At 61.7% G+C, this 23608-nt stretch carries 31 protein-coding genes; 18 read left to right on the top strand and 13 right to left on the bottom strand.

Annotated elements, in window-relative coordinates; genetic code table 11:
- Positions 1-5: 5 nt before the first annotated feature.
- The 6 genes from R3F42_02085 to dsrA all read right to left on the bottom strand — a co-directional run bounded on the left by R3F42_02085 (position 6) and on the right by dsrA (position 3959).
- On the bottom strand, positions 6-341 hold the full coding sequence (locus R3F42_02085; GenBank protein MEZ5540811.1) for a TusE/DsrC/DsvC family sulfur relay protein: 336 nt from the start codon (positions 339-341) through the stop codon (positions 6-8).
- A 45-nt stretch (positions 342-386) separates the two neighbouring features.
- Positions 387-677, bottom strand: coding sequence for a sulfurtransferase complex subunit TusB (gene tusB / locus R3F42_02080; protein ID MEZ5540810.1), 291 nt, complete (start codon positions 675-677; stop codon positions 387-389).
- Between the two features lie 24 nt (positions 678-701).
- Positions 702-1109: a sulfurtransferase complex subunit TusC gene (tusC, locus tag R3F42_02075; protein MEZ5540809.1), complete on the bottom strand. Its 408-nt coding sequence runs from the start codon at positions 1107-1109 to the stop codon at positions 702-704.
- A gap of 13 nt (positions 1110-1122) precedes the next feature.
- On the bottom strand, positions 1123-1515 hold the full coding sequence (gene tusD / locus R3F42_02070) for a sulfurtransferase complex subunit TusD (GenBank protein ID MEZ5540808.1): 393 nt from the start codon (positions 1513-1515) through the stop codon (positions 1123-1125).
- A gap of 18 nt (positions 1516-1533) precedes the next feature.
- Complete coding sequence (dsrB, locus tag R3F42_02065) at positions 1534-2607, bottom strand: dissimilatory-type sulfite reductase subunit beta (GenBank protein ID MEZ5540807.1); 1074 nt, start codon at positions 2605-2607, stop codon at positions 1534-1536.
- An 89-nt stretch (positions 2608-2696) separates the two neighbouring features.
- Complete coding sequence (dsrA, locus tag R3F42_02060) at positions 2697-3959, bottom strand: dissimilatory-type sulfite reductase subunit alpha (GenBank protein ID MEZ5540806.1); 1263 nt, start codon at positions 3957-3959, stop codon at positions 2697-2699.
- 478 nt (positions 3960-4437) lie between these two features.
- Here dsrA and R3F42_02055 point away from each other — a divergent pair, with 478 nt between their 5' ends.
- From R3F42_02055 to R3F42_02040, 4 genes are all read left to right on the top strand, one after another.
- Positions 4438-5379 carry a TauD/TfdA family dioxygenase gene (locus tag R3F42_02055; protein MEZ5540805.1) on the top strand — a complete coding sequence of 314 codons (942 nt, stop codon included), beginning with the start codon at positions 4438-4440 and terminating at the stop codon, positions 5377-5379.
- Positions 5367-5558 carry a sulfur relay protein DsrC gene (locus R3F42_02050; GenBank protein MEZ5540804.1) on the top strand — a complete coding sequence of 64 codons (192 nt, stop codon included), beginning with the start codon at positions 5367-5369 and terminating at the stop codon, positions 5556-5558. Before R3F42_02055 ends, R3F42_02050 begins: the two co-directional genes overlap by 13 nt.
- A gap of 19 nt (positions 5559-5577) precedes the next feature.
- Positions 5578-6270: a type I-MYXAN CRISPR-associated protein Cas6/Cmx6 gene (cas6, locus tag R3F42_02045; GenBank protein ID MEZ5540803.1), complete on the top strand. Its 693-nt coding sequence runs from the start codon at positions 5578-5580 to the stop codon at positions 6268-6270.
- A gap of 200 nt (positions 6271-6470) precedes the next feature.
- Complete coding sequence (locus R3F42_02040) at positions 6471-6674, top strand: hypothetical protein (protein ID MEZ5540802.1); 204 nt, start codon at positions 6471-6473, stop codon at positions 6672-6674.
- 92 nt (positions 6675-6766) lie between these two features.
- Here the strand turns inward: R3F42_02040 and R3F42_02035 are convergent, their stop codons facing one another.
- The gene (locus tag R3F42_02035) at positions 6767-7105 is read right to left on the bottom strand and encodes a TusE/DsrC/DsvC family sulfur relay protein (GenBank protein MEZ5540801.1); all 339 of its coding nucleotides are present in this window, start codon (positions 7103-7105) and stop codon (positions 6767-6769) included.
- 153 nt (positions 7106-7258) lie between these two features.
- Here R3F42_02035 and R3F42_02030 point away from each other — a divergent pair, with 153 nt between their 5' ends.
- The 3 genes from R3F42_02030 to R3F42_02020 all read left to right on the top strand — a co-directional run bounded on the left by R3F42_02030 (position 7259) and on the right by R3F42_02020 (position 9495).
- Positions 7259-7759 (top strand): putative 2OG-Fe(II) oxygenase, encoded by a 501-nt coding sequence (locus R3F42_02030; GenBank protein MEZ5540800.1) that lies wholly within the window; start codon positions 7259-7261, stop codon positions 7757-7759.
- A gap of 502 nt (positions 7760-8261) precedes the next feature.
- The gene (locus R3F42_02025; protein ID MEZ5540799.1) at positions 8262-8984 is read left to right on the top strand and encodes a DUF2202 domain-containing protein; all 723 of its coding nucleotides are present in this window, start codon (positions 8262-8264) and stop codon (positions 8982-8984) included.
- A 76-nt stretch (positions 8985-9060) separates the two neighbouring features.
- Positions 9061-9495: a thrombospondin type 3 repeat-containing protein gene (locus R3F42_02020; protein ID MEZ5540798.1), complete on the top strand. Its 435-nt coding sequence runs from the start codon at positions 9061-9063 to the stop codon at positions 9493-9495.
- A 265-nt stretch (positions 9496-9760) separates the two neighbouring features.
- On the opposite strand, the gene R3F42_02015 is transcribed toward R3F42_02020, so the two are convergent.
- Both R3F42_02015 and R3F42_02010 read right to left on the bottom strand, forming a co-directional pair.
- Positions 9761-10132, bottom strand: a complete 372-nt coding sequence (locus tag R3F42_02015; GenBank protein MEZ5540797.1) for a DUF6455 family protein — start codon at positions 10130-10132, stop codon at positions 9761-9763.
- A gap of 345 nt (positions 10133-10477) precedes the next feature.
- The gene (locus R3F42_02010) at positions 10478-11149 is read right to left on the bottom strand and encodes a Fe2+-dependent dioxygenase (GenBank protein ID MEZ5540796.1); all 672 of its coding nucleotides are present in this window, start codon (positions 11147-11149) and stop codon (positions 10478-10480) included.
- An 81-nt stretch (positions 11150-11230) separates the two neighbouring features.
- Here R3F42_02010 and R3F42_02005 point away from each other — a divergent pair, with 81 nt between their 5' ends.
- Both R3F42_02005 and R3F42_02000 read left to right on the top strand, forming a co-directional pair.
- Complete coding sequence (locus R3F42_02005) at positions 11231-11554, top strand: hypothetical protein (GenBank protein MEZ5540795.1); 324 nt, start codon at positions 11231-11233, stop codon at positions 11552-11554.
- A 24-nt stretch (positions 11555-11578) separates the two neighbouring features.
- The gene (locus tag R3F42_02000) at positions 11579-11929 is read left to right on the top strand and encodes a hypothetical protein (protein ID MEZ5540794.1); all 351 of its coding nucleotides are present in this window, start codon (positions 11579-11581) and stop codon (positions 11927-11929) included.
- Here the strand turns inward: R3F42_02000 and R3F42_01995 are convergent.
- From R3F42_01995 to R3F42_01985, 3 genes are all read right to left on the bottom strand, one after another.
- Positions 11917-12321: a GNAT family N-acetyltransferase gene (locus R3F42_01995; GenBank protein MEZ5540793.1), complete on the bottom strand. Its 405-nt coding sequence runs from the start codon at positions 12319-12321 to the stop codon at positions 11917-11919. The genes R3F42_02000 and R3F42_01995 overlap by 13 nt on opposite strands.
- Positions 12322-12392: 71 nt before the next feature.
- The gene (locus R3F42_01990; GenBank protein ID MEZ5540792.1) at positions 12393-13004 is read right to left on the bottom strand and encodes a 2OG-Fe(II) oxygenase; all 612 of its coding nucleotides are present in this window, start codon (positions 13002-13004) and stop codon (positions 12393-12395) included.
- Between the two features lie 24 nt (positions 13005-13028).
- Positions 13029-14108: a hypothetical protein gene (locus R3F42_01985; GenBank protein ID MEZ5540791.1), complete on the bottom strand. Its 1080-nt coding sequence runs from the start codon at positions 14106-14108 to the stop codon at positions 13029-13031.
- Between the two features lie 91 nt (positions 14109-14199).
- Here R3F42_01985 and R3F42_01980 point away from each other — a divergent pair, with 91 nt between their 5' ends.
- Entirely contained in the window at positions 14200-14757 is a 558-nt protein-coding gene (locus R3F42_01980) for a hypothetical protein (protein ID MEZ5540790.1), read from the top strand.
- Between the two features lie 46 nt (positions 14758-14803).
- Here the strand turns inward: R3F42_01980 and R3F42_01975 are convergent, their stop codons facing one another.
- Positions 14804-14998 carry a hypothetical protein gene (locus R3F42_01975; protein MEZ5540789.1) on the bottom strand — a complete coding sequence of 65 codons (195 nt, stop codon included), beginning with the start codon at positions 14996-14998 and terminating at the stop codon, positions 14804-14806.
- A 436-nt stretch (positions 14999-15434) separates the two neighbouring features.
- Between R3F42_01975 and R3F42_01970 the strand changes: the two genes are divergently transcribed.
- The 8 genes from R3F42_01970 to uvrC all read left to right on the top strand — a co-directional run bounded on the left by R3F42_01970 (position 15435) and on the right by uvrC (position 23590).
- The gene (locus R3F42_01970) at positions 15435-15869 is read left to right on the top strand and encodes a tetratricopeptide repeat protein (protein MEZ5540788.1); all 435 of its coding nucleotides are present in this window, start codon (positions 15435-15437) and stop codon (positions 15867-15869) included.
- 34 nt (positions 15870-15903) lie between these two features.
- Positions 15904-17022, top strand: a complete 1119-nt coding sequence (locus R3F42_01965) for a sulfur reduction protein DsrS (GenBank protein MEZ5540787.1) — start codon at positions 15904-15906, stop codon at positions 17020-17022.
- Between the two features lie 19 nt (positions 17023-17041).
- Positions 17042-17299 carry a glutaredoxin 3 gene (gene grxC / locus R3F42_01960; GenBank protein MEZ5540786.1) on the top strand — a complete coding sequence of 86 codons (258 nt, stop codon included), beginning with the start codon at positions 17042-17044 and terminating at the stop codon, positions 17297-17299.
- A gap of 21 nt (positions 17300-17320) precedes the next feature.
- Positions 17321-18718: a siroheme synthase CysG gene (cysG, locus tag R3F42_01955; protein ID MEZ5540785.1), complete on the top strand. Its 1398-nt coding sequence runs from the start codon at positions 17321-17323 to the stop codon at positions 18716-18718.
- 140 nt (positions 18719-18858) lie between these two features.
- On the top strand, positions 18859-19506 hold the full coding sequence (uvrY, locus tag R3F42_01950; GenBank protein MEZ5540784.1) for a UvrY/SirA/GacA family response regulator transcription factor: 648 nt from the start codon (positions 18859-18861) through the stop codon (positions 19504-19506).
- A 157-nt stretch (positions 19507-19663) separates the two neighbouring features.
- Complete coding sequence (locus R3F42_01945) at positions 19664-21118, top strand: redoxin domain-containing protein (GenBank protein ID MEZ5540783.1); 1455 nt, start codon at positions 19664-19666, stop codon at positions 21116-21118.
- Entirely contained in the window at positions 21084-21767 is a 684-nt protein-coding gene (locus tag R3F42_01940) for a uracil-DNA glycosylase (protein MEZ5540782.1), read from the top strand. The genes R3F42_01945 and R3F42_01940 overlap by 35 nt, the downstream gene beginning before the upstream one ends.
- Positions 21764-23590, top strand: a complete 1827-nt coding sequence (gene uvrC, locus R3F42_01935; protein MEZ5540781.1) for an excinuclease ABC subunit UvrC — start codon at positions 21764-21766, stop codon at positions 23588-23590. The genes R3F42_01940 and uvrC overlap by 4 nt, the downstream gene beginning before the upstream one ends.
- Positions 23591-23608: the final 18 nt, after the last annotated feature.

The following is a 23608-nucleotide window of genomic DNA, read 5'->3' as shown; positions in this document are numbered from 1 at the left end:
CGGCGTCAGACGCAGCCGGTCGGCTTCGGCAGGCCGGCGTACTTGCAAGCCTGCTTGGCAGGACCGTACGGGAACAGTTCGTACAGGTACTTGCTGTTGCCCTTGTCCTTGCCCAGCTTCTTGCCGATGGCCTTGGTCAGCACGCGCACGGCCGGGGCGATCTGGTATTCGTCGTAGTACTCACGCAGGAAGTTGATCACTTCCCAGTGGTTCTCGGTCAGTTCGCAATCATCGGCCTTGGCCATGGCCACCGCCACGTCCTTGTCCCAGGTGTTCAGGTTGGCGAGGTAGCCTTCCTCGTCGGTTTCGTAGCTCTTGCCATTAACTTCAATAGTACCCATGTGTGGTCTCCTCGTTGGATGACGCTAATCAAAAAAACAAAACAATCAGAGCCAGGACTGGACCCTGTCGTTGGCTGTTACCAGATCGACGAACCCGCCGTAATCGATGACGTCGACGCCATCCAGCAGCTTGTCTTCCGGTATTCCGCGCGCGGCCAGATCCGGACCGAGCACCGCGACCTTGCGGCCGGCGAGCAGGCTTGCCGCCTTGCCGTCTTTCATCGCACCGTAGACACCGTCCTCGATCAGCAGCAGCTGGTCGCCGTCCTGCATGATGGTGGCGGCAGTGTTCATGCTGCAGGTGTCGTAGGGCGACTTGTTTACCAGGTGTAGCATTGCCATTGTTCCGTGCTCCCAGTGCTAGAAGTTGAACAGGACGTCCTGCTCAGCGAGCACGTCCGCCAGTTCGGCGCGGGTGACCAGGCGAATGGAATCCTTTTCGGCGTAGTCCTCGTCCTCGTCTTCCCACACCAGGTGCTGCAGGTCATCGAGCGTCAGGCCGCGTTCCTCGAGGGATTCCTTCTCCACGTAGATCTTGTTGATCTCGTAGTCGCCCAGCGCGGTGTAGGTCGGCGAGAAGTTCTTCATGCCGATACCGGTGGTTTTCTGACCCTTGGTCAGCTGGAATACGCCGTCGTCCATGAAGGCCAGGCTGACATCCTGCTCGAAGGCGGCGCCGATCAGCACGACCTCCAGCGACTCCCAGGCATAGATCGTGCCGTAGGGTGCCTTGCGGTTTACATACATCATCTTCTTGATATCGGACATTGCACTCTCCCGCTCAGTCGCCGAACACGATCAGCCGATCGCTCTGGATGCCGCCTTCGATCAGCTGCCCCAGTCCGGAGATACGGAAGCCGGGGGCGATGTTGGTCGCGTCCTTGCCGTTGCGCTGCGCCTCACCGTCGTCGACGATGCCGCGGCGCTGGGCCGCGGCCACACACACCACCATGTCGATGTTGTGCGCCTGGGCCAGCTCGGTCCAGCGGTTGACGATGTTACGATCGTCCTGTGGCGGCGTGGTCAGCCGCGTGCCGTTGTTGACGCCGTCATGGTAGAAAAAGATACGGAATATCTCGTGACCTTTTTCGATGGCCGCCTTGACGAAGTGATAGGCCGTATCCGCCGCCTGGTGCTGATAGGGCCCCTCGTTAACCTGGATCGTGAACTTCATTCATATCCCCTTGTTCGGTCAGAAACGGATATGGGTAGAAGCGTTCAGGCTCGCGCGCGCGCCACGCCAGTTGTCGATGTGGTACTTGGTGAACGGCAGCCCGGTCTTCTCGAAGAAGCGCGGCCAGCCGATGCGCTCGATCCAGTCGTTGATGCGCTCCCAGTCCTTGGCGTCTTCCTTGTAGATCTTGAGGATCTTCTTGACCACGGCGGTGGCTTCCGGCCAGCGCGGCGGGTTGTTCGGGATGCCGGAGGCGACCAGCTTCTGGAAGGTCGGCTTGCCGCGGGCGTTGGAGTGGTTGCCGCCGACCCAGATCGACAGCTTGGAATGCTCGGCGTCGTTGATCTGCATGGGCGGGCAGGGCGGGAAGCAGGCGCCGCAGCAGATGCACTTCTTCTCGTCCACTTCCAGCGACGGCTTGCCGTTCACCAGCGCGGGACGGATGGCCGCGACCGGGCAGCGCGCGACGACCGACGGGCGCTCGCAGACGTTGGACACCAGGTCATGGTTGATCTTCGGCGGCTTGGTGTGCTGCACGTTGATGGCGATGTCGCCCTGGCCGCCGCAGTTGATCTGGCAGCAGGAGGTGGTGATGTGCACCCGGTTCGGCATGTTCCAGCCTTTGAACTCGTCGATCAGCTCGTCCATCATGGATTTCACCACGCCGGAGGCGTCGGTGCCCGGGATGTCGCAGTGCAGCCAGCCCTGGGTGTGCGACAGCATGGCCACGGAGTTGCGGGTGCCGCCCACGATGAAGCCGGCGTCCGTCAGCGCCTTGATCAGCGGCTGGACCTTGGCCTCGTCGGCGACCATGTACTCGATGTTGCTGCGGATGGTGAAACGGACATAGCCATCGCCGTACTTGTCACCGATCTCGCACAGCTTGCGCAGGGTGAACAGGTCAAGGATGCGCTGGGTGCCGGCGCGCACGGTCCAGATCTTGTCGCCGTTATGGGAAACGTGCAGCAGTACGCCCGGCTGCGGATCCTCGTGATAGGCCCACTGGCCGTAGTTCTTCCGCATTACCGGATGCATGTACTGGAACCCGTCGGGGCAGCCGGATTCGATCGGCGAACGCATATCTTGTGCCATGTGATTCTCCTGAAAATCTTTTCAAGTTTTTCAACAAATCCCGGCTGTTACGCCGGGATTGTCGGATCTGTTTTAACTGTTGAGCCGGTTTAGGCGGACGCGGCCTGTTCCTCTGCCTTGCGCGTGAACCACTTCTCGGCTTCCTCGTCCCAACCATCCATGCGCACGTAGGAGCACTGGCGCGGGTTGTTGACCATGTTCGGGTCGACGTCGACGCCGATGCCCTCGAGGAAGTTAACCAGGCCGATGCGCTCGATCATCTCGCCGCAGCGCTCGTGTTCGAGGCCGTTCTCGGCCCAGAAATCGATGATTTCCTCGGCCATCTCCTGCAGGCTCTCGTAGTCTTCCTCGGTCTCCAGCTTCTTGAACGGGATCACCACGGTGCCCATCAGGTCGCCGATCTTCAGGGTGCGCTTGCCGCCGATCAGGATGGTGACACCCTTGTCGTCGCCGGGATGCAGGGCCTTCGGCATCACGTTCAGGCAGTGCATGCAGCGCACGCACTCGTGGTTGTTCACCGTGATGGTGTCGTCGTCGTTCAGGCTGATCGCCTTGGTCGGGCAACGCGTGATCACGTTGTCGATGAGGTACTGGCGGCCCTTCTTGCCGAGGTAGTACTTGACACCTTCCTGGTCGATCTTCATCTCGTCGCGCCAGGTGCCGATGATCGCGAAGTCGGCGCGCTCGATGGCGTTCTGGCAGTCGTTCGGGCAGCCCGAGACCTTGAACTTGAACTTATAGGGCAGGGCCGGACGATGCACGTCGTCGGTGAAGTTGTTCACCATCCAGCGCTGGATGCCGTGCTCATGGCAGCAGGACATCTCGCAGCGGGCAGCGCCGACGCAGGACATGGCGGTGCGCACGCAGGGGCCGGCGCCGCCGAGGTCCCAGCCATACTCGTTGATCTCGTCGAAGAAGTGCTGGGTGTTTTCGGTGGTGGCGCCGATGAACATGATGTTGCCGGTCTGGCCGTGGAAGGTGACCAGGCCCGAACCCCATTTCTCCCAGCTCTCGCCGAGCTGCAGCAGCATGTCGGTGGTGTAGAAGTTGCCGGCCGGCGGCTGTACGCGCAGGGTGTGGAATTCCTTCGACTCCGGGAAGGCCTTGGCGACCTCGGAGAAGCGCGGGATGATACCGCCGCCATAGCCGTAGACGCTGACGGTACCGCCTTTCCAGTAGCCCTTGCGCGTTTCATAGGAATGTTCGAGCTGCCCCAGCAGACCATTGGTCATGGAGTTGATGCGCGCATCCGGATGTTCGTCGCGGAGCCGCTTGATGCCGGTGATGAAGCTCGGCCACGGGCCGTGCTCAAGTTCGTCCAGCATGGGAGTCGGGTAGGTGTTCTTGGCCATGGCAATTATCTCCTGGATGTTTTCTACACCAATTGGTTTCTACTGATGACAGCGCGCGCTGTTGCCCGGTGGGCAACCGAAATCAGTGAGTTAAACGGAATGACGACAGCTAACTCGTGATGCCACGAATTGTAGGAAGGCCACTGGGGGGAACATATCCTACCCTTGGGGTGGCGCGTATTTGGGCCTGTATCCCGAACGGGGTATTGGCACAATAATGATTTAATTTCCGCAAGTTATCGAATTCGCCGGTGGGAATTAATGCAGGCAGAATTTTTTCTTATGTTCACGAGCACTTAAATTCCATTGCAGCCGCTACGCCGGGATTGTCCGAGGATTTTCAGCCAATTAGGTGAGAATTACTCTCATTTGCGTTGGGGGGCGGGGGCGGGGTGGATACAACCGAGGCGATATATATCCGCGCCGGTTGGCACCGCTAACATAGCGCCACCCGAATCCCGGTTTCCGCACATCCGCCATGGCCATGACCGTAACCGATTTCAACCCCTTCGATCTCGCGCGCGAGGCCGACTACCGTACCTGGCGCGCCTGGAAATTGGACGCCTATCCGGCGCGTGCGGCCGACCTGCGGGTCGAGATCGGGGATCCCGGGCAGCTCACCGCGGAAGAACACGCGGCGATCCTGGCCGTCTGCCGCAAGGCCAACATGGCCCTCTACGCCATCCGCGCCGGCAGCGGCGCCGACAAGGCGGCGATCCGGGCGCTGGGCCGTCAGTTCGGGCTGGAACACCTGGACATGAACCTGCGCGCCGACGAGGACAGCATCACCTCGCTGCGGGTGCTGCCGCAGCAGGCCGGCACGCACTACATACCCTATACCAACCGGCCGCTCAGCTGGCATACCGACGGCTACTACAACAGCCTGGACGAGCAGGTGCGTGCCATCGTGCTGCACTGCGTCTCGGCCGCTGCCAGCGGCGGGGAGAGCCTGCTGCTCGATCACGAGATCGCCTACCTGCTGCTGCGCGACGAGAATCCCGCCTGGATCCGTGCGCTGATGCAGCCGGATGTCATGACCATCCCGGCGAATGTCGAGGAAGGCAGGGAATTGCGCGGCGCACAGACGGGGCCGGTCTTCGCGGTTGCAAACGGCAGTCATGCCCTCCATATGCGTTATACGGCGCGTACCCGCAGCATTGTGTGGAAGGACGATCCGGACGTGCGCGCGGCCGTGCAGTTTCTGCGCGAATTGCTGGACAGTGAACTGCCCTGGATCTTCCGCTACCGGCTGCGGCCCGGTGAAGGCATTATCTGCAATAATGTATTGCACCGGCGCCTGGGTTTCGATGACGCCGCCGGTGGTGCAGGGCGGCTGCTGTACCGGGCGCGCTATCATGACCGGATCCGGGATACCGTCGCCCACCACGGTTTCTATGGAGGCAGGCAATGCTGTGGCTGAGCGAGGTCCTGATTCAGCAGCACGAGATCGATTCCTTCGAGGCCCTGAAACAGGTGATCAGCGCACGCGCGCGCGCCGGCGAGATCCACTTTCGCATGGACGTGCGCCCCCCGTTTCCGGACACCCCGGAGGACTGGGAAGACCGGCTGGAGGCAGCCTTCTACACATCCAACGGCTAGGCCGTGCAGGGTGATACGCATGTACTGGAACGACGAGCAAGAGAAAAAGCCGGAATTCGTGATACCAGACGACGTGGTCGATCTGGCGTTTCGGATGATCGGCTGTCCGACCCTGCCGCTGGACCATGCCCATGCGCTTTCGAGCGCGTTGCTGGAGGCCCTGCCCTGGCTGGAGGACGAGGCGCACGCCGGCGTGCATCTGATCCACGGCGCCGCCTCCGGCAACGGCTGGTACCGTCCGGAAGACAGTACCCATGAGGTCTTGCACCTGTCCCGGCGTACCCGCATGCGCCTGCGCGTACCCAAGCACCGCCTGGACGAGGCGCGCGGACTCAGCGGTCGCAAGCTTGATATCGATGGTCACCCGCTCGAGCTCGGCGACTCGGAAGTCTTCCTGCTCAGCAGTCTGTCCACGCTGTTCGCCCGATACGTGATCACCGGTGCCGATACCGACGAGCAGGCCTTTCTCGAGACGGCCGCGCGCGAACTGCGGGAACTCGACATCGACTGCCGCAAGCTGCTGGGCGGCATCAGCCATGCGCTGCAGTTTCCGGAGGGTCCGCTCCATACCCGCAGCCTGCTGGTCGCGGATCTCACACCGGAACAGTCGGTGCGCCTGCAGCAGGTCGGGCTCGGCGCGGGACGCCACATCGGTTGCGGCCTGTTCCTGCCGCACAAGGGGATCCAGCCGGTTGGCGATACCAAGGAATGAGATACACCCGCCGGGCCGGGGTTCGCCTGTTGCCAGCCCTGCGGGGATAGTCCTCGCACCCCGGCGGGCACTGCATGCGCGCGGCGCGGACGGTCGCGGCGCTGCCCATATGGGATATGTTCGCACTCCAGGCAACTGGCTATAGTTGCGGCAATTCATGAATTTATATCGCGTTTACCCGCATCCGGAGAAACCAGACCATGAGCAACAAGCAGGAAATGATTGCGAAGCTGCTGGAAATGCAGAAGAAATTCATCGACTACGAACATGCCAACGGCGTGGAAATGAAGGACTATTTCGTCCCCGAGGAAGGGCATCCGCTGCACAACTTCCGCCAGGAATACATGGATCTGGCGATGCAGCTGGTCGAGACGGCCCATGCCGAGAAGGGTTCGCATCGCTAGCACGGACTTCGGTATCGATAAAAAAGCCGCATCCCGAAGGGATGCGGCTTTTTTGTTGGGTGGCATTACATGGGTAGTGCGAGTGCTCCGGCTCAGTAGCCGCCCTTGCGCGCGACGAAGGGCAGGCCGGCGATGCGGTTGCCCTGTTTGCTGGGGGCGCCCGGGAACAACGCGTAGAGCTCTTTGCTGCCGATTTTCTTGTCCCAGATTTTGGACATGCCCTTGTTGATCGCCCGCTCCATCGGCTGCTCGCCGTTGTTGTCGAAATACTCCGAGCGCAGATATTTCAGCACATCGAAGTGTTCCTGGGTCAGTTCGATGTTGTCCTGGGCGGCGAGCGCGCGTGCGACGTCCTCATCCCAGAGTGTCGGATCGGTCATGTTGCCGTTATCATCCAGTTCGATGGTTTTGCCATTGACTTCCAGTGACATTGCTATGCTCCTGATTCAACTTGAGATTACAATTCGTAGCGCGAAATTGTATTGCAATGCGCCGGGAACCGGAAGGGGGCGGAAGGCCTTCATACGCCAGATTCCGATGCTCGGATCATGCTGCCCGGCGCCAGAACACGAGACTGAGCCCCTATGCTGTACCGGGAATACCGGTTGATCGATCCGGAGGATCTGAACACCCGGCTGTACGCACGGTACCTGGCGGTTGCCGGTGCCGGTCGTGTCCGCCAGACCCACCATTTCGCCGGTCGCTTCGAAAACACCTACATCGATCTAGACGACATACCCGATATGGCGCGCGTCCTGGACGTGTTCCGGGCGCAGGGAGGCGCCTGGCTCGGCCGTGGGCCTGACAGCCTGAAGGCCGGATTCTGGTTCAATGCCATGGGGCCGGGGCACGTGACCGCGCCGCACCATCATGACGAAAATGACGAGCTGCTGTCGGCGGTTTATTACATCCGCGTGCCGGAAAACTCCGGCGCGCTGATTCTCTACAACAGCGCAACGCCTGTCAGCGTACAACCAGAGGAAGGCAAGCTCGTGATGTTCGGCCCGGGTGTCATGCACGAGGTCACGGCCAACAACAGCAGCGAGCTGCGGCTGTCGGTGGCAATGAATATCGGACCGGCGTAAGTCCTGCTTTAATACCATCCCGCGCATAGATACGAGGCGCCAAGAATGCAATCGCAGGTCTAGCGCTGGTTGCGGGGCATAATGAAAGTTCGTTGTTCCTGACGGCTGTCTCACGCGCCTGCGGGTGATTGTATCCGGCATCTTTGGTTGTCGCTTGGATTCTCAGCGCCCTTGGTGTTCCCTGTAGCCATTTGATCCCTGCGCGAGGCGTATTGCTTCGTCTTGGTGTTGCGCGCGCAGTCTGCTCTGTACATGGCGTATCGGTACTCAAGCAATCCCCAGCTGTTGCGAACTGCGTCACGCTTCACCCAATCCGGCCGCGGATTTTAAGAAATATCAATTCAATGTCGGCATGCGTTTTATAGACTGCCTGCACCTCGAGGCAGCCGGCCTGCCGTAGCGCACGACGCGTTTCGCAATCGCTGCACCAGGCGTCTCGAATCGTCATGGCAATCAGGTGCCGGACCGCCGTGCATCATTTTCCGCAACGACAGGAGTTCACATGAAAGCAACCCGCATCACGCAGCATCCACGAACCGGCAGCATGCTGGCTGTATCCCTGTGCTCGGCTGTGCTCGTCTCCACTGCGGCAGCAGCGGGTAAAGGCGGACACGGTCTGCGGATCGATGCCGCGAGTGCCCCGCTACTCGATGGGAACGAGGCTGCGCACCTCACATTCATGCGCGAGGAAGAGAAGCTGGCCCGGGATGTCTATCTCAGCCTTGCCGGCATGTATCCGGAGCAGGCTGTCTTTTCGACCATCGCGACCCGCTCTGAGCAGACCCACACGGACACGATGCGCGACCGGCTGGAACAGTATGGCTTGCCGGATCCGAACCCGGATGCCAACAACCTGCCTGGCAGCGTGGGCGTGTTCAGCGGTGTGGCATGGGGCTGGTATTTCGCGGAGAAATACCAGGCGTTGGTGAGCAAGGGCGCCGAGAGCGAACTTGCTGCGCTGTACGTGGGAGCCCTGATCGAGGAACTCGACATGCACGACATCGCCGAGTGTCCGCAGGTGATGGTCGATGCCGGATACAGCGATCCCTGCGGCCTGCATTACACCGACGAGACGGCGCTGCGCAATGCCTACCGTTCACTGATCGATGGATCCGAGAATCATCTGCGAGCCTTTGTGGGTCAGATCGAGGCGGTGATCGGTGCCGGCAACTACGTCGCCCAGTATCTCAGCCAGGAAGAGGTCGACGCGATCCTCGGCCGTTAGCACCGGCCGGGTTCCAGTGGCGCTTGTCGGGTGGCATACGCCACCCGACGATCGGATTCGGGCGGCGGGAGTGTTTATGACCAGATTCAAGTGGTGTCTTGCCGTGTTACTTGCGGCTGGCGTCGTACCTGCGACGAACGTGCAGGCGGCGGATAACGATCATGACGGCGTGCCGGATGCGCAGGACAGCTGCCCGGATACTGCGCAGCTCGGCAAGTTGCCCGCCGATTTCAAGTACTCCGCGGCGGTCAATCCGGCACGGCTGCAGCCGGGGGCGCAGGCCTTTCCGGTGGACCGGCGGGGCTGCGAGTACGACAGCGACCGGGACGGCGTGATCGACAGCCGGGATTACTGTCCGGACGACACGCCGGCGGCGATAGCGCTGGGTGTCGCCGCCAACGGCTGTCCCAAGCACAGCGATGCCGACGGCACACCTGATTACCGCGACCGCTGCCCGGGTACGCCGGCGCACGTCAGGACTGACCGCTATGGCTGCGCGGTACCCGGCTGAACCGGGATGATCGACTGCTCTGGGCCAACTGCTTGATCAATGATTCGCGCCGCGAAGCACCGGCGCGAGTAAACTCAATCTGCAATGCACCGCACACGACCACAGGGACATGGGAGACCGAGCAATGCATGGATGCAGTTGCCGAGCGGTGCAGAGGACGCGGATGTCCGCAGTGATTTGTCTGGCACAGTGGGCACCGGGAGATGGCGGCGTCACTGACGCGGCCGCAGTATCATGCATCCAGCCCCTCTGTCCCGATTCTGTATCAGGACTGCAGGCGTTGCCGGAGCCGGGCAATGGCGTTGCGGTTAGGGCAGAACGAAGGGTCGATATCATTATCCCTGCGCATCTCGTTCAGGTAGTAATCACAGCGGGACAAATTGCGACACTGCTTGCAGTTGCGGATCTGCCGCAAAATCTCCGCGGCGGTCTGGCTAGACAGGTAGTCGTGCAGATCGATGTCATGCCTGGCGAACAATCTGCCGAGACGCAGGCGGGTTATCTGCCCCGCCAGCCCTGCGCGGAAATGCTGCCCGCTCAGCAACTCGCGTATAGACACACGCAGGCAATACAGGGCTGCTGCAATCAGGAAGCCGCCCAGGACAGAAAGCGCGACAAAGCCGGAATAGTTTGCCATGGTCTCGTCATCTTGTTACCGATCTTATCGCCCAGAAATCGTGGTCATACATTGATTCCAGTCAAGTGGAATTGAAAAGCGGGCGGCAACAGCCGGAATCGGCTCGACGGGGTGGCTTCTAGTCAACGCCTTTGTGTACTGTCAAAGGTGAATCGACGGTTACCATATTACTGGTGGGAACGTCAGTTCACGGCACGAGCTGGCCGCGCAAGGGGGGAGGAATTTTCGGGTGAGATCTAGGGCATCCAAAACAGGGGAGCTGTATTTCCTACAGCGGAATAAGTTATTTTTGTGTCCTCTGTGGCGATCTTTTTCTCTTGGCGTCTTGGCGCGGGCAAGGATTGTTCACACATCCACCCACATGCGCACCAGGTTGACGTAACTCTGGTTGACCTGCGCTGTCTCCGGCGCGTCCGGCCGATCCTGTAACAGTGTTTCGCGCGCCTGATTGAGCTCGTGCAGGAGGGCGCGGCGCTCGGGTTCGCGTATCAGGCTCTGGACCCAGCTCACGGCGACCAGGCGTGCGCCGCGGGTAACCGCGGCGACGCGATGGATGCTGGATGAAGGATAGATCACGGCGTCGCCGGCCGGCAGCTTCACCTGTTGTTCCCCGAACGGCGTCTGGATGCAGAGTTCGCCGCCGCCGTATTCCTCCGGTGCATTGAGGAACACGGTCACCGAGACATCGGTGCGGTACAACTCGCCCTGTCCCATGATCGGGTCGTCGACGTGATTACCGTAGGCCATGCCGGGGACGTAGCGGGCGTAAAAGGGGGTGGCGGTCCTGCGGGGCATGGCGGCACTGCGAAAGGTGGGGTGCCGGACCAGCTGGCCCATGACCAGATTATTGAGCGCCGTCAGCCGCTGCGGGTCCAGCGCCAGTTCCTCGTTGCGCTTGACGCGCCTGGCGGCGCTCCCGGCCGAGGTGCGGCCATCGCCGAAACGGCCCGCGGCGATCAGCTCGCTGGCCTGCCGGATCTGGGCGCTGTCGAGTACCTTGCTGATGACTGTGAGCATGATTCAGTCCTGCAACCGGTGGCGGGTCTGCGGTAACATGGTTCCGAAACCGGAAGTGTAACCAAAATCAGGGTGGTAATCATGATTCTGAACGTGGTGGTTGAGGAACAGGTGTATCCGGTGCGGGTGCCGGACAGCCTGATTCAGGAGGCGGATGATTTTTTCGCGAAGATGGACGCCGACATGGACCGGGGCTGGCAGATGAGCCGCGATTGGGTCGACAATCCCAGTCTGGAGCAGCGTTGCCAGATCGTGGGCGACAAGATGCTGACTGCCATGCATCAGGACAACAAGAAGATGCTGTTGTTGCTGTCCGCCTACATCCTCGCACGGGTGCCCGGTGTCACTGGCATTCGCATCGACACCAATGGCGAGATGCAGGGTACCGAGCTGGTTACGGGCTGAGTGCGGTAGGGCGCAGCTACGAACATGGCCGATCTGTTCAGCGTAACCGCGCCCCTGCTGATCCGCTATCCGGATGGCAGTCGGGACGTCATGGTGGAACGTTTCGCGTACCCCGGGGGGATGGTGTATTTTCGCCCGTTCTGGGATCGCCTCGGGCCGGAACGGGGTATCTGCCGCGTCGAAGGCGCGGTGCGCGGCGGTGGGCCCTGGAAGATCGGTGCTGCCGTGATAACGGTACTCGGCTGTCAGGGCACCGACCCCGACGCGGCTGCCGAGTTCGCCGACTGGTGTATTCATCGCGAACAACTTGCCGATGGCTATCCCGACCGGGAGGCATTGCAGGCCATGGCGCACGCCGCCGGTTATCTACCCTGAGCAGCGTTACCCCCGACCAGCTTGCTCATCTTCACGTGGGCGATGCTGTCGAACAACATGTGTCCCGTGCCGTCTAATCCGTATCCATGCCTGCGATAGAAACCCATGGCGGTTTCTCTGGCGTCGAGCACGATGCGCGCTGCACCCAATGACCGCGCGCGAGCTTCCAATGCGGCCAGCAAGCGGCTGCCGAGGCCGTGGCGCTGGTGCGAGACCTCGACCGCCATGTAGCGGATATGTGCCTCGCGGATGGTGTTGAAGTGCACGCGCCCGACGGCAAGCGGCCGCCGGGATGCATCGATCAGCATGAGATGAATGCCGTCGCGGTCCCGTGCATCCCGTTCGCTGCCGCGTGGCTGGTCCCACGGTGCACGCAGGATGCGCCAGCGCAGATCGTAGTAGCTGCGGAAATCCTCGGCCGAGCCCGGCTCGATAATCCGCAGGCCGGGTGGGTCTGGGCGGTTCAGGCGAACACTACCCAGGTGGTGGCGATGTATTTTACGCCCGATCTGACCTCGGCGCCGCGGTGTTCGTGGGTCCAGAACGGCGGAAACAGCAGCAGCTTGCCGGCCTCGGGCTGGACCTGGACATCCTGGTAGGAGAACTCGGTGGCACCGCCCGGGGCGGGCACATCGCACAGGTACCACACTGCCACGAGCTGGCGCTGGGCGAACTCGTGACTGCCGCCGTCGATGTGCCAGTGATAGAACTCGCCAGGTCGGGTGCGCTGGATGGCGTAGCCGCTGTCCTTGAAGGGACCGCGAAAGAACGGGTAGGCGGTGCGGAACTCCTGGATCGCGAGACTCAGCGAACGGAACAACTCGCGGTCGATGTCCTGCCAGTGTGCCTTGCCGCTGACCACCAGATCGGTCGAACGCTTGATGCTGAATTCCTCCTCGACCGTCTGGCCGATGCGCCCTGGATACTGCTCCTCGGGGCTGGCCTCGAAGCGGCGGATCATCTCCTGGCAGACATCGAGCGGCAGTGCGCGTGGTTTCTCGAAGATAAAGCTCAGTGGTTTGACTTCCCGTAGGGTCGTCAGCGGTACGGCCTGGGCGGGGGCGGATTGGGTCATGGTCTCCTTCCGGCGTCCGGCGCGCTAGAGCGTGCCTGCCTCGATGGCGGTGATGAGCTGTTGCCGGCAATCCGCACCATTCGCACCGAACAGTTCGAGCAGCCGGCCGGCCAGCGCGGTCCAGTGTACTGCCGCTTGTGCGTTCAGCGCTTCGAGTTCTCGGGGGTTGCCGGTTACCGTCCAGATCTCATAGGCGGCGAGCAGCTGCGGGAACAGCTCCTTGCGCATATTGGACAGGCCGCCGATGTACCCGTGCAGCATAGCCGGGCTGCCTGCCGCCAGCAGACCCGGCAGCGTCGAAAGCGCATCGGCCAGATGATCGCGCACGGCACGCAGCATAATCTCCACCTTGCTATGGCCGAAGCTCACCAGCATGTCTTCCCATTGCGGCCCGAGCAGTCTGCCGGCCTGCACTTCACCGATCTCGTGCAGGATGGCGGTTTGCAGTTCATCGTCGGTCATCGCCTCGAGCGCAGTATCCGGCGCATTGTCGAAATCATAACAGGCCAGCGCCTGCTGCATGGCATTGGCGGGCCGGTTCCAGCGCCATTCCTCGAGTCGTTCCCACAGCATTCGCCGCAGCGATTCGCGGCGGATGAAGATGGTGCCGTCCAGGCTCATGGCCGGCGGTGCGGCCAGATCGCGCGCCAGTTCCCGGCCCGAGACCAGCAAGCGGTAGTCGCGGTGGCGCCGGTGTGTCTCCAGCGTGCCGAGAAAGAACACGGGTTTCATGCCCGGGCCGAATCCGCTGCTGTAGACATACCCCAGCGGGTTCAGTGCCGCATTGATGGCCGCGGCATCGAACGGATCGTAGCGATTGCTGCCGACCGGAACGCGTTCGTAGTGACTGTGCTCGATGCTGTCCCAGTGCTGTTCGCGTTGTGTCAGCCACTCGGTGAGTTCATGGTGGGGGAGCGCGGCCCCGAACGGCAGTCCCTGTTCCCAGCGGAAGTATTCGCGCATCTTCAGCAGGTAGACGCACAGGGTGTAGTTGGTGGCAAATTGCGCATCGGAAATGTGGCAATTGGTGCGGACGGCTTCCAGGGTTGGCATCAGCGTGCTGATGTCGGCCGGTGTCACGCGCTGCCCGCTGCTGCATTTCACGATCGCTACCCTGATAATCCCGCAGTTTTTTCTATGCTAGCATGTGCCATCATGCCTCGCCATCGCAGACGCGGGCGCCGGGAGATCCAAGGTGAGAGTCAAGAGCAAGTGGAATATCAGCGCGCGGGAACGCAGCCTGGCTGAAATCGGCGGTGCGGTCGCCTTCATCGTCTGGCGAATCGCGCAGCAGGGGACGCTGAATCTGGAAAACGAAGGGTTCCAGACCGACAGCAACGCGCAGCGGCTGGATGTCATTGCAGAATTTGTGGCATTTTTGGTGCACTTCTGTGACCGCCTGAAGGCCGCCGAGCTGGACCAGGTGCAACGCCAGGAATTCATTTCCGCCCTGGCCCGTCACCTTGCCGACCAGATGCAGGACAACCGCAGCGGCGTGCAGGGTGCGGGCGAATACCGGCGGTCGTTCATCGACCTGCTCAATGCACGGACGGCGGATCTTGCCGAATTCACCATGCCGGACGGCGAGCCCGGTTACGCGATGAAACGCTATTTCGGAGAGCATGTGCGCGCCGTGATGGGCGCTAAGGACAACCAGTGGATCACCGATCAGGTGATGGATGTCGAGGTGCCGGCGGCGCTGAAGCCGCTGCGCAAGGCCCTGCGCGAGCTGTTCACCGTACCGCAGACATAAAAAAAGGCGGGCCGCGCCCGCCTTTTTACGCCGCGCTGGCCGGTAGCTACTTCTTCCAGTTGTCGAAGTTGTCCGTGTTGCGGGCCTTGCCGTCTTCGTAGCCGGCAGAGTAGGCGTCGTTTACCCGCTGCTCCTCACGCTCCGGATTCAGCAGGTAGCCCCCCTGCCAGCCCTGGATGTATTCCGGGTCGACACCCATCTCTTCCATCTTGGTGACTGCCTTGTAGTATTCCTGGTTCATCGTCGCATCCTCGTTAGGGTCATTGGCTGTTTGCAGAATCTGTCCGCGCACCCGGCGCTCGGCGCGGTGTCGCGCAGTTCATGTTTACTCCGGACGACGTTGTCGCCACGGCCAGCGTAGCCACAAGACCGCAGGTCGGTGCCTGTCCGCGCGGGCCGCGTGTCGCTGCGTCCGTACCGGCGCCACGTCCTGTCATGTGCGCTAGCTTGTTGTTTCGATTGAGATAAACTCGAGTCGGGAAGTATACAGGAGGCAAAATGGGCTCCGTATATCCCGATGGGGGGAGTGGGCCGCCCCGCAAGACCTTGATGTATCCATATGAAAATCGTGAAGATTCTCTCTTTAGAGGTATTCGATCACCGGGGCCGAATGACTAGCATTGTGCCACTGGCGTCACCGCCTTCCGCGGGGATGAACCGATCATGCGAGGCAGTCAATGGCTGAGGTAATCAACAGTCCTGAATTCACTAGCGGGATAGCGGCGTTCGAAGCCAAGAACTTCTCCATGGCCATGCGGCTGCTCTCGCCGCTGGCGGATGCCGGCAATGCGGATGCACAGCACCGCGTGGCGATCATGTGCCAGAACGGGCTCGGGGTGGTACGCAACGAACTGCGTGCGTACAAGATGATGAAGGCCGCCGCTGAGCAGGGGCATGCCATCGCCCAGCATGGGCTTGGTTTCATGTATCTGGAAGGCGATTGCGTGGAGCAGAACAGCGCTCAGGCGGCGCTCTGGTTCCGCAAGGCCGCCGAGCAGGGACTTGCCGGATCGCTGACGACCCTGGCGCAGATGTATCAGGAAGGTAACGGTGTCGAACAGGACCCGGAAGAGGCCAGACGGCTGTTTGCCGCAGCAGGCTTCGAACTCTAATCGCTACATACCCTGAGCGGGCCGATATGCCATCGTGGAACTGACACCGGAAGACGCGCTGCGCGTGAATGTTTTGCTGGCCGGTTCCCTCAAGGCCGTGCGCATCGATGAGTCGAAGATGGTCCTGTATGCGCTGTCTGAACGGGGCGAGGCCAGGATCCAGCTCAATCCGAACTGCCGTGATGAAACCTATCTGCGCCTGGTGCGCGAGGCGCTGTCCAGCCACGTGCTGGGGTCGCCCGGCGGCTATCCGGTCTATCTGAAACGCTGGACCCGCATGGGTCAGGCGCGCGACAGCAGCCTGGAGGCGCTGCTGCTGCTGGGGGAACCCGAGGCGGTCGTGGCCGTGGTCAATGCGCCCGGCATCACGGACGAGATTGCCAGCCGGGCTTGGTGGGCGGCGCAGACCGCGGAAAATGCACGCTGCATGCTGCGTCAGGAAGCCGTGGTGGCGGGGCGTATGGGCCCGGAACTGGCGCAGTTCCTGCTAGAATTCCTGCCGTTCGAGGAAGAGGCGCGTGACCAGATCCACTCTGTGCGGCTGGTGCTGCAGGGTGAGTTGATCAGCGCCGAAGCGCGTTTGCGGTTGTGGGAGCAGGGCCGGCATCGCAACAGCTTCCACGTCGGTTTTCTGCAGGCCCTGCCGGATGAGTTGCCGGGCGAGGTGCAACCGGGACCGGTCTGGGAACAGGTGCGGGCTGCGCTGGCCGCGCAGTTGCAGGCGGATAATCCCTATGCCCACCAGCTGTGCCGTCTGCTCGGGGCGCCCGGGCAGGCATTCCTGCGCACGGTCGAGCAGGTGTTGCACAAGCCGTCCAACCAGGACGTGATGGTCGAACTGATGCACGCCATGGCGGCCCATGCCCGCGCGCTGCCCACGCGGCGGCCGACCGGCAGCACGGAGATCGCAGCGGAGGTGGAGCGCCAGCTGGGGGCGGCCCGAGTCGAGGATGCCGCGTTAACCGCGGTGTTGCAGGCGCTGCCCGGGCACGTGCATCATATCCGCGCAATGCTGTATCTCGGACTGCTGGACGAGCATGTGCTCGATACGGTGTTTGCCGGTACCGATGCCATCGGCTCGGTCATGCGCAAGAAGCTGAAGCCGGTCACCGAACCCCTGTTCGAGCAGATTGCCATACTCAAGGGTTCGTAACCGTTGCAGGTGAAACCAGATGGTTGATATTCGTATGTACTGCACCGCCTTTTGTCCCTATTGCGTGCGTGCCGAAATGCTGCTCAAGGCCAAGGGCGTGACGGAGATCGACAAGATCTTCATCGACAATATGCCGGATGGTTTCCAGGAACTGGCACGGCTGACCGGGCGCAGGACCGTGCCGCAGATCTACATCGGCGAACGGCACATTGGCGGTTATGACGATCTCGCTGCGCTGGACAAGCGCGGTGGACTCGATCCCCTGCTGGCCGGTTGAACCTGGACGGAAGCAAACCCGATGGATTATCTGCCTATCTTCCTCAAGGTGAAGGGCCGGCCTTGCCTGGTGGTCGGGGGCGGGAAGGTGGCGGCGCGCAAGGTTGCCCTGCTGCTGCGGGCTGGCGCCTTGGTGACGGTGGTTTCCCCGCAGCGCTGCGACGAGGTGCAGGCGCTGGCGGCGTCCGTGACCTGCGTGCAGCGGGGTTTCCAGCCCGATGACATAAACGGTATGGCACTGGCGATCGCGGCCACCGACGACGAGGCGGTCAATCACCAGGTGTCGGATCTGGCCAGGGCACAGGGTATCCCCGTCAATGTGGTCGATAATCCGGAACTGTGCAGCTTCATCGTGCCCTCGATTATCGATCGCTCCCCCGTCCAGGTCGCCGTGTCGACCGGCGGCGCCTCGCCGGTACTGGCAAGGCTGCTGCGTGCACGTCTGGAGAGTTTTATCCCTGCAGCTTACGGCAGGCTCGCGCGCCTGGTCGACGAATACCGCCAGCGCGTGAAGCAGCGCTTTCCCAAGGCTGCGCAACGACGCTACTTCTGGGAGAGTATCCTGCAGGGTCGTGTTGCCGAGTTGCTGTTCGCAGGCCAGGAAGACAAGGCGCGTGCGGCGCTGCAGGAGGCTATCGCCGACACCAGCGAGAATTTTGACAGCGGCGGCGAGGTTTATCTAGTCGGTGCCGGTCCGGGTGATCCGGATCTCATCACCTTCCGTGCACTGCGCTTGATGCAGCAGGCCGACGTGGTGGTGTACGACCGCCTCGTGGCGCAACCGATATTGGACATGGTGCGACGCGATGCGGACCTCATCTATGCCGGCAAGGAGCGCGACAAGCATACGCTCAGCCAGGAAAGCATCAACGAGCTGCTGGTGCGTCTGGCGAAGCAGGGCAAACGGGTGCTGCGGCTGAAAGGCGGTGACCCGTTCATCTTCGGTCGCGGCGGCGAGGAAATCGAGACACTGGCGCAGGAGGGTATACCCTTCCAGGTGGTGCCGGGAATAACCGCGGCTGCGGGCTGTGCCGCATACGCCGGTATACCACTCACCCATCGCGATTACGCCCAGTCCTGCATCTTCGTGACCGGCCATCTGAAAGACGGCACCGTCAATCTCGACTGGGAGCGTCTGGCCAAGCCGGCGCAGACCATTGTCTTCTACATGGGGATGTACAGCATACCGGTGATCAGCCGCGAGCTGATCGCGCATGGCCTGCCATCCGATACACCGGTGGCCGTGGTCCAGCAGGGTACCACGCCGCAGCAGCGAGTCTATATCGAAACGCTGGCCTCACTGCCGACCCTGGGTGAGCGCCATGAGGTCAAGCCGCCGACGATCATTATTGTGGGCAGGGTGGTCAGCCTGCGCGACCGGCTTGACTGGTTCAGGAGCGCTGCGGCCGTGAGGCAATAACCTACCAATTCTGCCTGCGATCGTTCCTCCAAGCTGTAGGATTTTTCCTATTTTTCGCGCTTTTCCGGGGCGCTAGCCTCGGTGTTGGAAAAGTGGTATTAGGGACAACAACGCGCAAGGGATTACAGGAGGAGGGGAGAATGATCAACGTCATGCTGGTCGATGATCACGGTCTGGTTCGAAACGGTATCAAGCGCATCCTCGATGATGTCGACGGCATCGCCGTTGTGGCCGAGGCGGAAAACGGCGAGCAGGCCATAAAGCAGGTAAGAAAGCAGCGGCCTGATGTGATCCTGATGGATATCAGTATGCCCGGTATCGGGGGGCTCGAGGCGACGCGCAAGATCGCCCGTTCCCTGCCCGGCATCAAGATCATCGTCGTGTCGATCCATGACGACGATCCATTTCCGGCGCGCCTGCTGGAGGCCGGTGCTGTCGGCTACCTGACCAAGGGTTGCGATGTGCGCGAAATCATCAACGCGATCCGCTCTGTCCACGTCGGAAAGCAGTACATAACACCGGCTGTCGCGCAGAAACTTGCACTGTCATTTCTGAACAACGGGGAGAAGTCGCCCATAGACCGCCTCACCCAGCGCGAGACCCAGGTCATGCTGATGATCGTCAGGGGCAGTACCAACAAGGAGATTTCGGAAAAGCTCTGTTTGAGCCCCAAGACAACCAGTACCTACCGCTACCGTCTGTACGACAAGCTGGGGGTATACAGCGAAGTCGACCTGACACGCTTTGCGATTCGGTATGGTTTGATCAAGGAAAATATTTCGCACTGACGGCGGCGACGTGGCTGTACGGCATCGCTGCCGCATGATCTGCCGACTGCCGGATTTGAGACATCCGTCAGAGTCCCGTTGTGCGACGGCGCTATGCTGTCGTGGATTGGGCCTTGCCGTGGCTGGTGATGTCTGCAGGCAGGGCGGGAGCGCGAGGATGTCTGCTGTGCTGAGTCATGCGCCGGCCTTTCCCGGCGGCCTGGAGTGGTTCAATGTCGACGCGCCGGTCAGGCTGGCGGAGCAGCGCGGTAAGATCGTACTGCTGGATTTCGGCAGCTACTGTTCCATTCACTGCTGTCATGCACTGGCGGATCTCCAGCATCTGGCCAGCCGGTTCCGCAGCGATCTCGTCATTATCGGGGTGCATGTGCCGCGTTTTCGCAGCGAGCTGCGACGTTCGCATGTCCGGAAGTCCATCAACCGACACACGATCGCGTTTCCGGTCATACACGACGCCGAACACAAGCTGAAGCGTCTGTATGGCATCAGGATGCTGCCGACCCAGGTCCTGATCGATCACGCGGGCTATATCGTGGGTTCGCTGTCGGGCGATGGTAAGGGCGAGCGCTTGGAACAGGTTATCGGCAGCCTGCTGAGCAGACGGGCAGGGAAGGTCGGACAGGCTGCCAACAGTATCCGCATTACGCCCAGCCCGGAACAGCGGGGCGTACTGAACTTCCCGGGCCGGATCGTCGCGGCCAGGGACAGGGTGTATATCGCCGATAGCGGCAACCACCGAATCCTGGTCACGTCGGGTAATGGCCACGTGCTACGACAGTACGGTGGTGAAGGCCCGGGATTCCTCGATGGCATCGGGCAATCGGCTGCCTTCAGCAACCCCCAGGGTATCGCGGTGAATGATGAGTTCCTGTTCGTCGCAGACGAGGGCAACCATGCGATCCGGCGCGTCAACCTGCGCAGTGATGAAGTGGTTACGATCGCAGGGACCGGCAAACGGGGCGGTCCGCCGGCCGCAGCGGGTGGTGCGCCGCTTGCGACTGCGCTCAACTCGCCGACGGACGTGGTGTTCCACAAGGGCAGCCTGTTTGTCGCAATGGCGGGCGCCCATCAGATATGGCGTCTGTCGCTGCTGCACAACCGCCTTGAGGTGCTGGCCGGCAGCGGCCACGAGGGCCTAGCTGACGGCCCGCCCAGTACCGCGTCGTTCGCCCAGCCAACCGGCCTCACGGTCTGCGACGACATGCTGTACACTGTCGATGCCACCGCATCCGCCGTACGCTGTGTGGATCCGTCAACCGGCCTTGTTACGACGCTGGTAGGGGAAGGCCTGTTCTCGTTCGGCGAGCAGGACGGCGTCGGTCTCGCGGCGCGGCTGCAGTATCCGCTCGATATCAAGGCAGACCAGAGCCAGAACCTGCTCTGGGTGGCGGACACGTACAATAACAAGATTAGGCGCATCGGGGTGAAATCGCGGCATGTTACCAGCGTGCTGCTAGATCGGCGTCTGGACGAGCCGGGTGGGCTGGCGTTCAGCAACAATACCCTATACATTGCCAATACGAATGCGCACGAGGTACTGCGCCTTGATCCCAACAATGGCCGCACTGAAGCCCTGAATGTCACCGAAGAGTTCACGGAAATTCGATCCTGACTGCAGAATCTGTCCCCGGCTGGCCGATTTCCTCGATACCGTATCGGGCAAACATCCTGACTACCATGCCCGGCCGGTGCCGGCTTTCGGTGACCCGCGGGCGCGGCTGCTGATCGTCGGGTTGGCACCGGGCATGCATGGTGCCAACGCTACCGGCCGTCCGTTCACCGGGGATTTTGCCGGTATTCTGCTCTACGAGACCCTGCATGCCTTCGGCTATGGCACCAAGCCGGTTTCCGTGGCGCGTGATGACGGCCTGGAGCTTTGCGGTTGCAGGATAACCAACGCGGTGAAATGCCTGCCGCCACAGAACAAGCCCGCGCCGGCGGAAGTCCGGAACTGCAATCGCTATCTGCAGGCTGAATTGAAAGCACTGCCGGACCACGCCGTGATCATCGCGCTCGGCCGGGTGGCGCACGAGGCGGTCCTGCGTGCCCTCGGCTTGCGCCTGTCCGCTCACGTCTTCGGGCACGGGGCGGTGCACCGGCTGGCAGCCGGACTGCGCCTGGTGGATTCCTATCATTGCAGCCGCTACAACACCCAGACGCGACGTCTCACTCCCGAGATGTTCCGTGCCGTGTTCCGGTGCGCCGGTGAGTTGCTGGCCACAGATCCATCCCGTGTACCGGCCGAAACGGAACCCGCATGAACAGGAAGCTTGCTGTTTTCGATGCGCGTGGCTTCCTGAAAACGCTGGCAGCACGTCCGGGTGTTTACCGCATGCTGGACAGCGACGGCACCGTACTCTATGTCGGCAAGGCCGGCAACCTGAAGCAGCGGGTCGCGAGTTACTTTCGCAACAGCGGCCTGTCTGCCAAGACGGCAGCGCTGGTCGGCCAGATTGCCGCCATCGAAGTGACGGTCACCCATACCGAAGGGGAGGCGCTGCTGCTGGAAAGCAACCTGATCAAGCAGCTGCGGCCGCGCTACAACGTACTGCTGCGCGATGACAAGAGCTATCCTTACATCCTTGTTTCTTCCAGTCAGGCATTTCCGCGCCTGGCGCTGCACCGTGGTCCGCGCCGCGCAGCCGGTCGCTATTTTGGTCCTTATCCCAGTGCCGGTGCGGTACGCGAGAGTCTGCAGTTGCTGCAAAAACTGTTCCGGGTGCGGCAGTGCGAAGACAGCTTCTTCAATAATCGCAGCAGGCCGTGTCTGCAATACCAGATCAAGCGCTGTACCGCACCATGCGTCGGTCTGATCGATGCGCCATCCTATGCGCAGGATGTCGAAAATACCGTCATGTTCCTGGAGGGGAAGAGCGGCCAGGTCATCGACGGACTGGTCCGGCGCATGGATGCGGCAGCTGCCGAGCAGGACTACGAGCAGGCTGCAGTGTTCAGGGACCAGATAAGCAGCCTGCGCCATGTCCAGGAAAAGCAGTACATCAGCACCGCGCACGGCGACCTCGATATCGTCGCTTGCGCGATCGCGCAGGGCAGCGCCTGCGTGCAGGTGTTTTTTGTCCGTGGTGGCAGGAATCTGGGTAATGCCGTGTTTTTCCCAAAGACGCCGATGGAGCTTGCGCCGCACGAGGTTCTGTCCGCGTTTTTACCCCAGTATTATCTTGGCAAGGATATACCGCCCGAACTCTTGCTCAGCCATGAGCTGCAGGACGGCGTGATCATTGCGCAGGCGCTGAGCCAGCATGCGGCACACAGCGTGACCTTGCGTTCCCGGGTGCGCGGCAATCGGGCACGATGGGTGAAGATGGCGCTGGATAACGCCAGTCATGCGCTGCATGCTCACTTGCACACGCGCAGCAGCTTCGCTGCACGGCTGGCGTCACTGGCAGAGGCGTTGCAGCTGCCGGATACGCCGGAACGTATCGAGTGCTTCGATATCAGTCATACCGGTGGCGAGTCCACGGTTGCATCCTGTGTTGTTTTCGGGGTTGAGGGACCTATAAAATCGGATTACCGGCGCTTCAATATCCGCGATATCGAGCCCGGTGACGACTATGCGGCAATGGATCAGGCCATTACGCGGCGCTATACCCGGCTGCAAAAAGGCGAAGGCCGCATGCCGGATCTGCTGCTGATCGACGGTGGCAAGGGGCAGGTGGCAGCTGCGTGCAGGGTGCTCGAAGAGTTGCAGGTGACAGACCTCAGAGTGGTGGGTGTGGCCAAAGGTCCCGGGCGTAAGCCGGGACGTGAGACCCTGATCCTGCCGGAACGGGCACAGCCGCTGGTGTTGCCGCCGGATTCGCCCGCATTGCACCTGATTCAGCAGGTCAGGGACGAGGCGCACCGTTTTGCCATCACCGGTCACCGCCAGCAGCGGGCCCGGCGCCGGACTGCCTCGCCGCTGGAGAGTATTCCCGGTGTCGGCGCCAGGCGTCGCCAGTTGTTGCTGCAGCAGTTTGGCGGACTCAGGGAAGTGGCGCGTGCAGGCATCGAGGATCTTGCAAGCGTCAAGGGCATCAACCGGACACTGGCGCAGCAGATCTATGACGCTTTTCACGGTGACTGATGGGCAGGGTAAAGCCGT

This window comes from Pseudomonadota bacterium (assembly GCA_041395565.1).
In the GTDB taxonomy this organism is placed as follows: domain Bacteria; phylum Pseudomonadota; class Gammaproteobacteria; order UBA9214; family UBA9214; genus UBA9214.
This window is presented reverse-complemented; position numbering and strand designations above follow the sequence as displayed.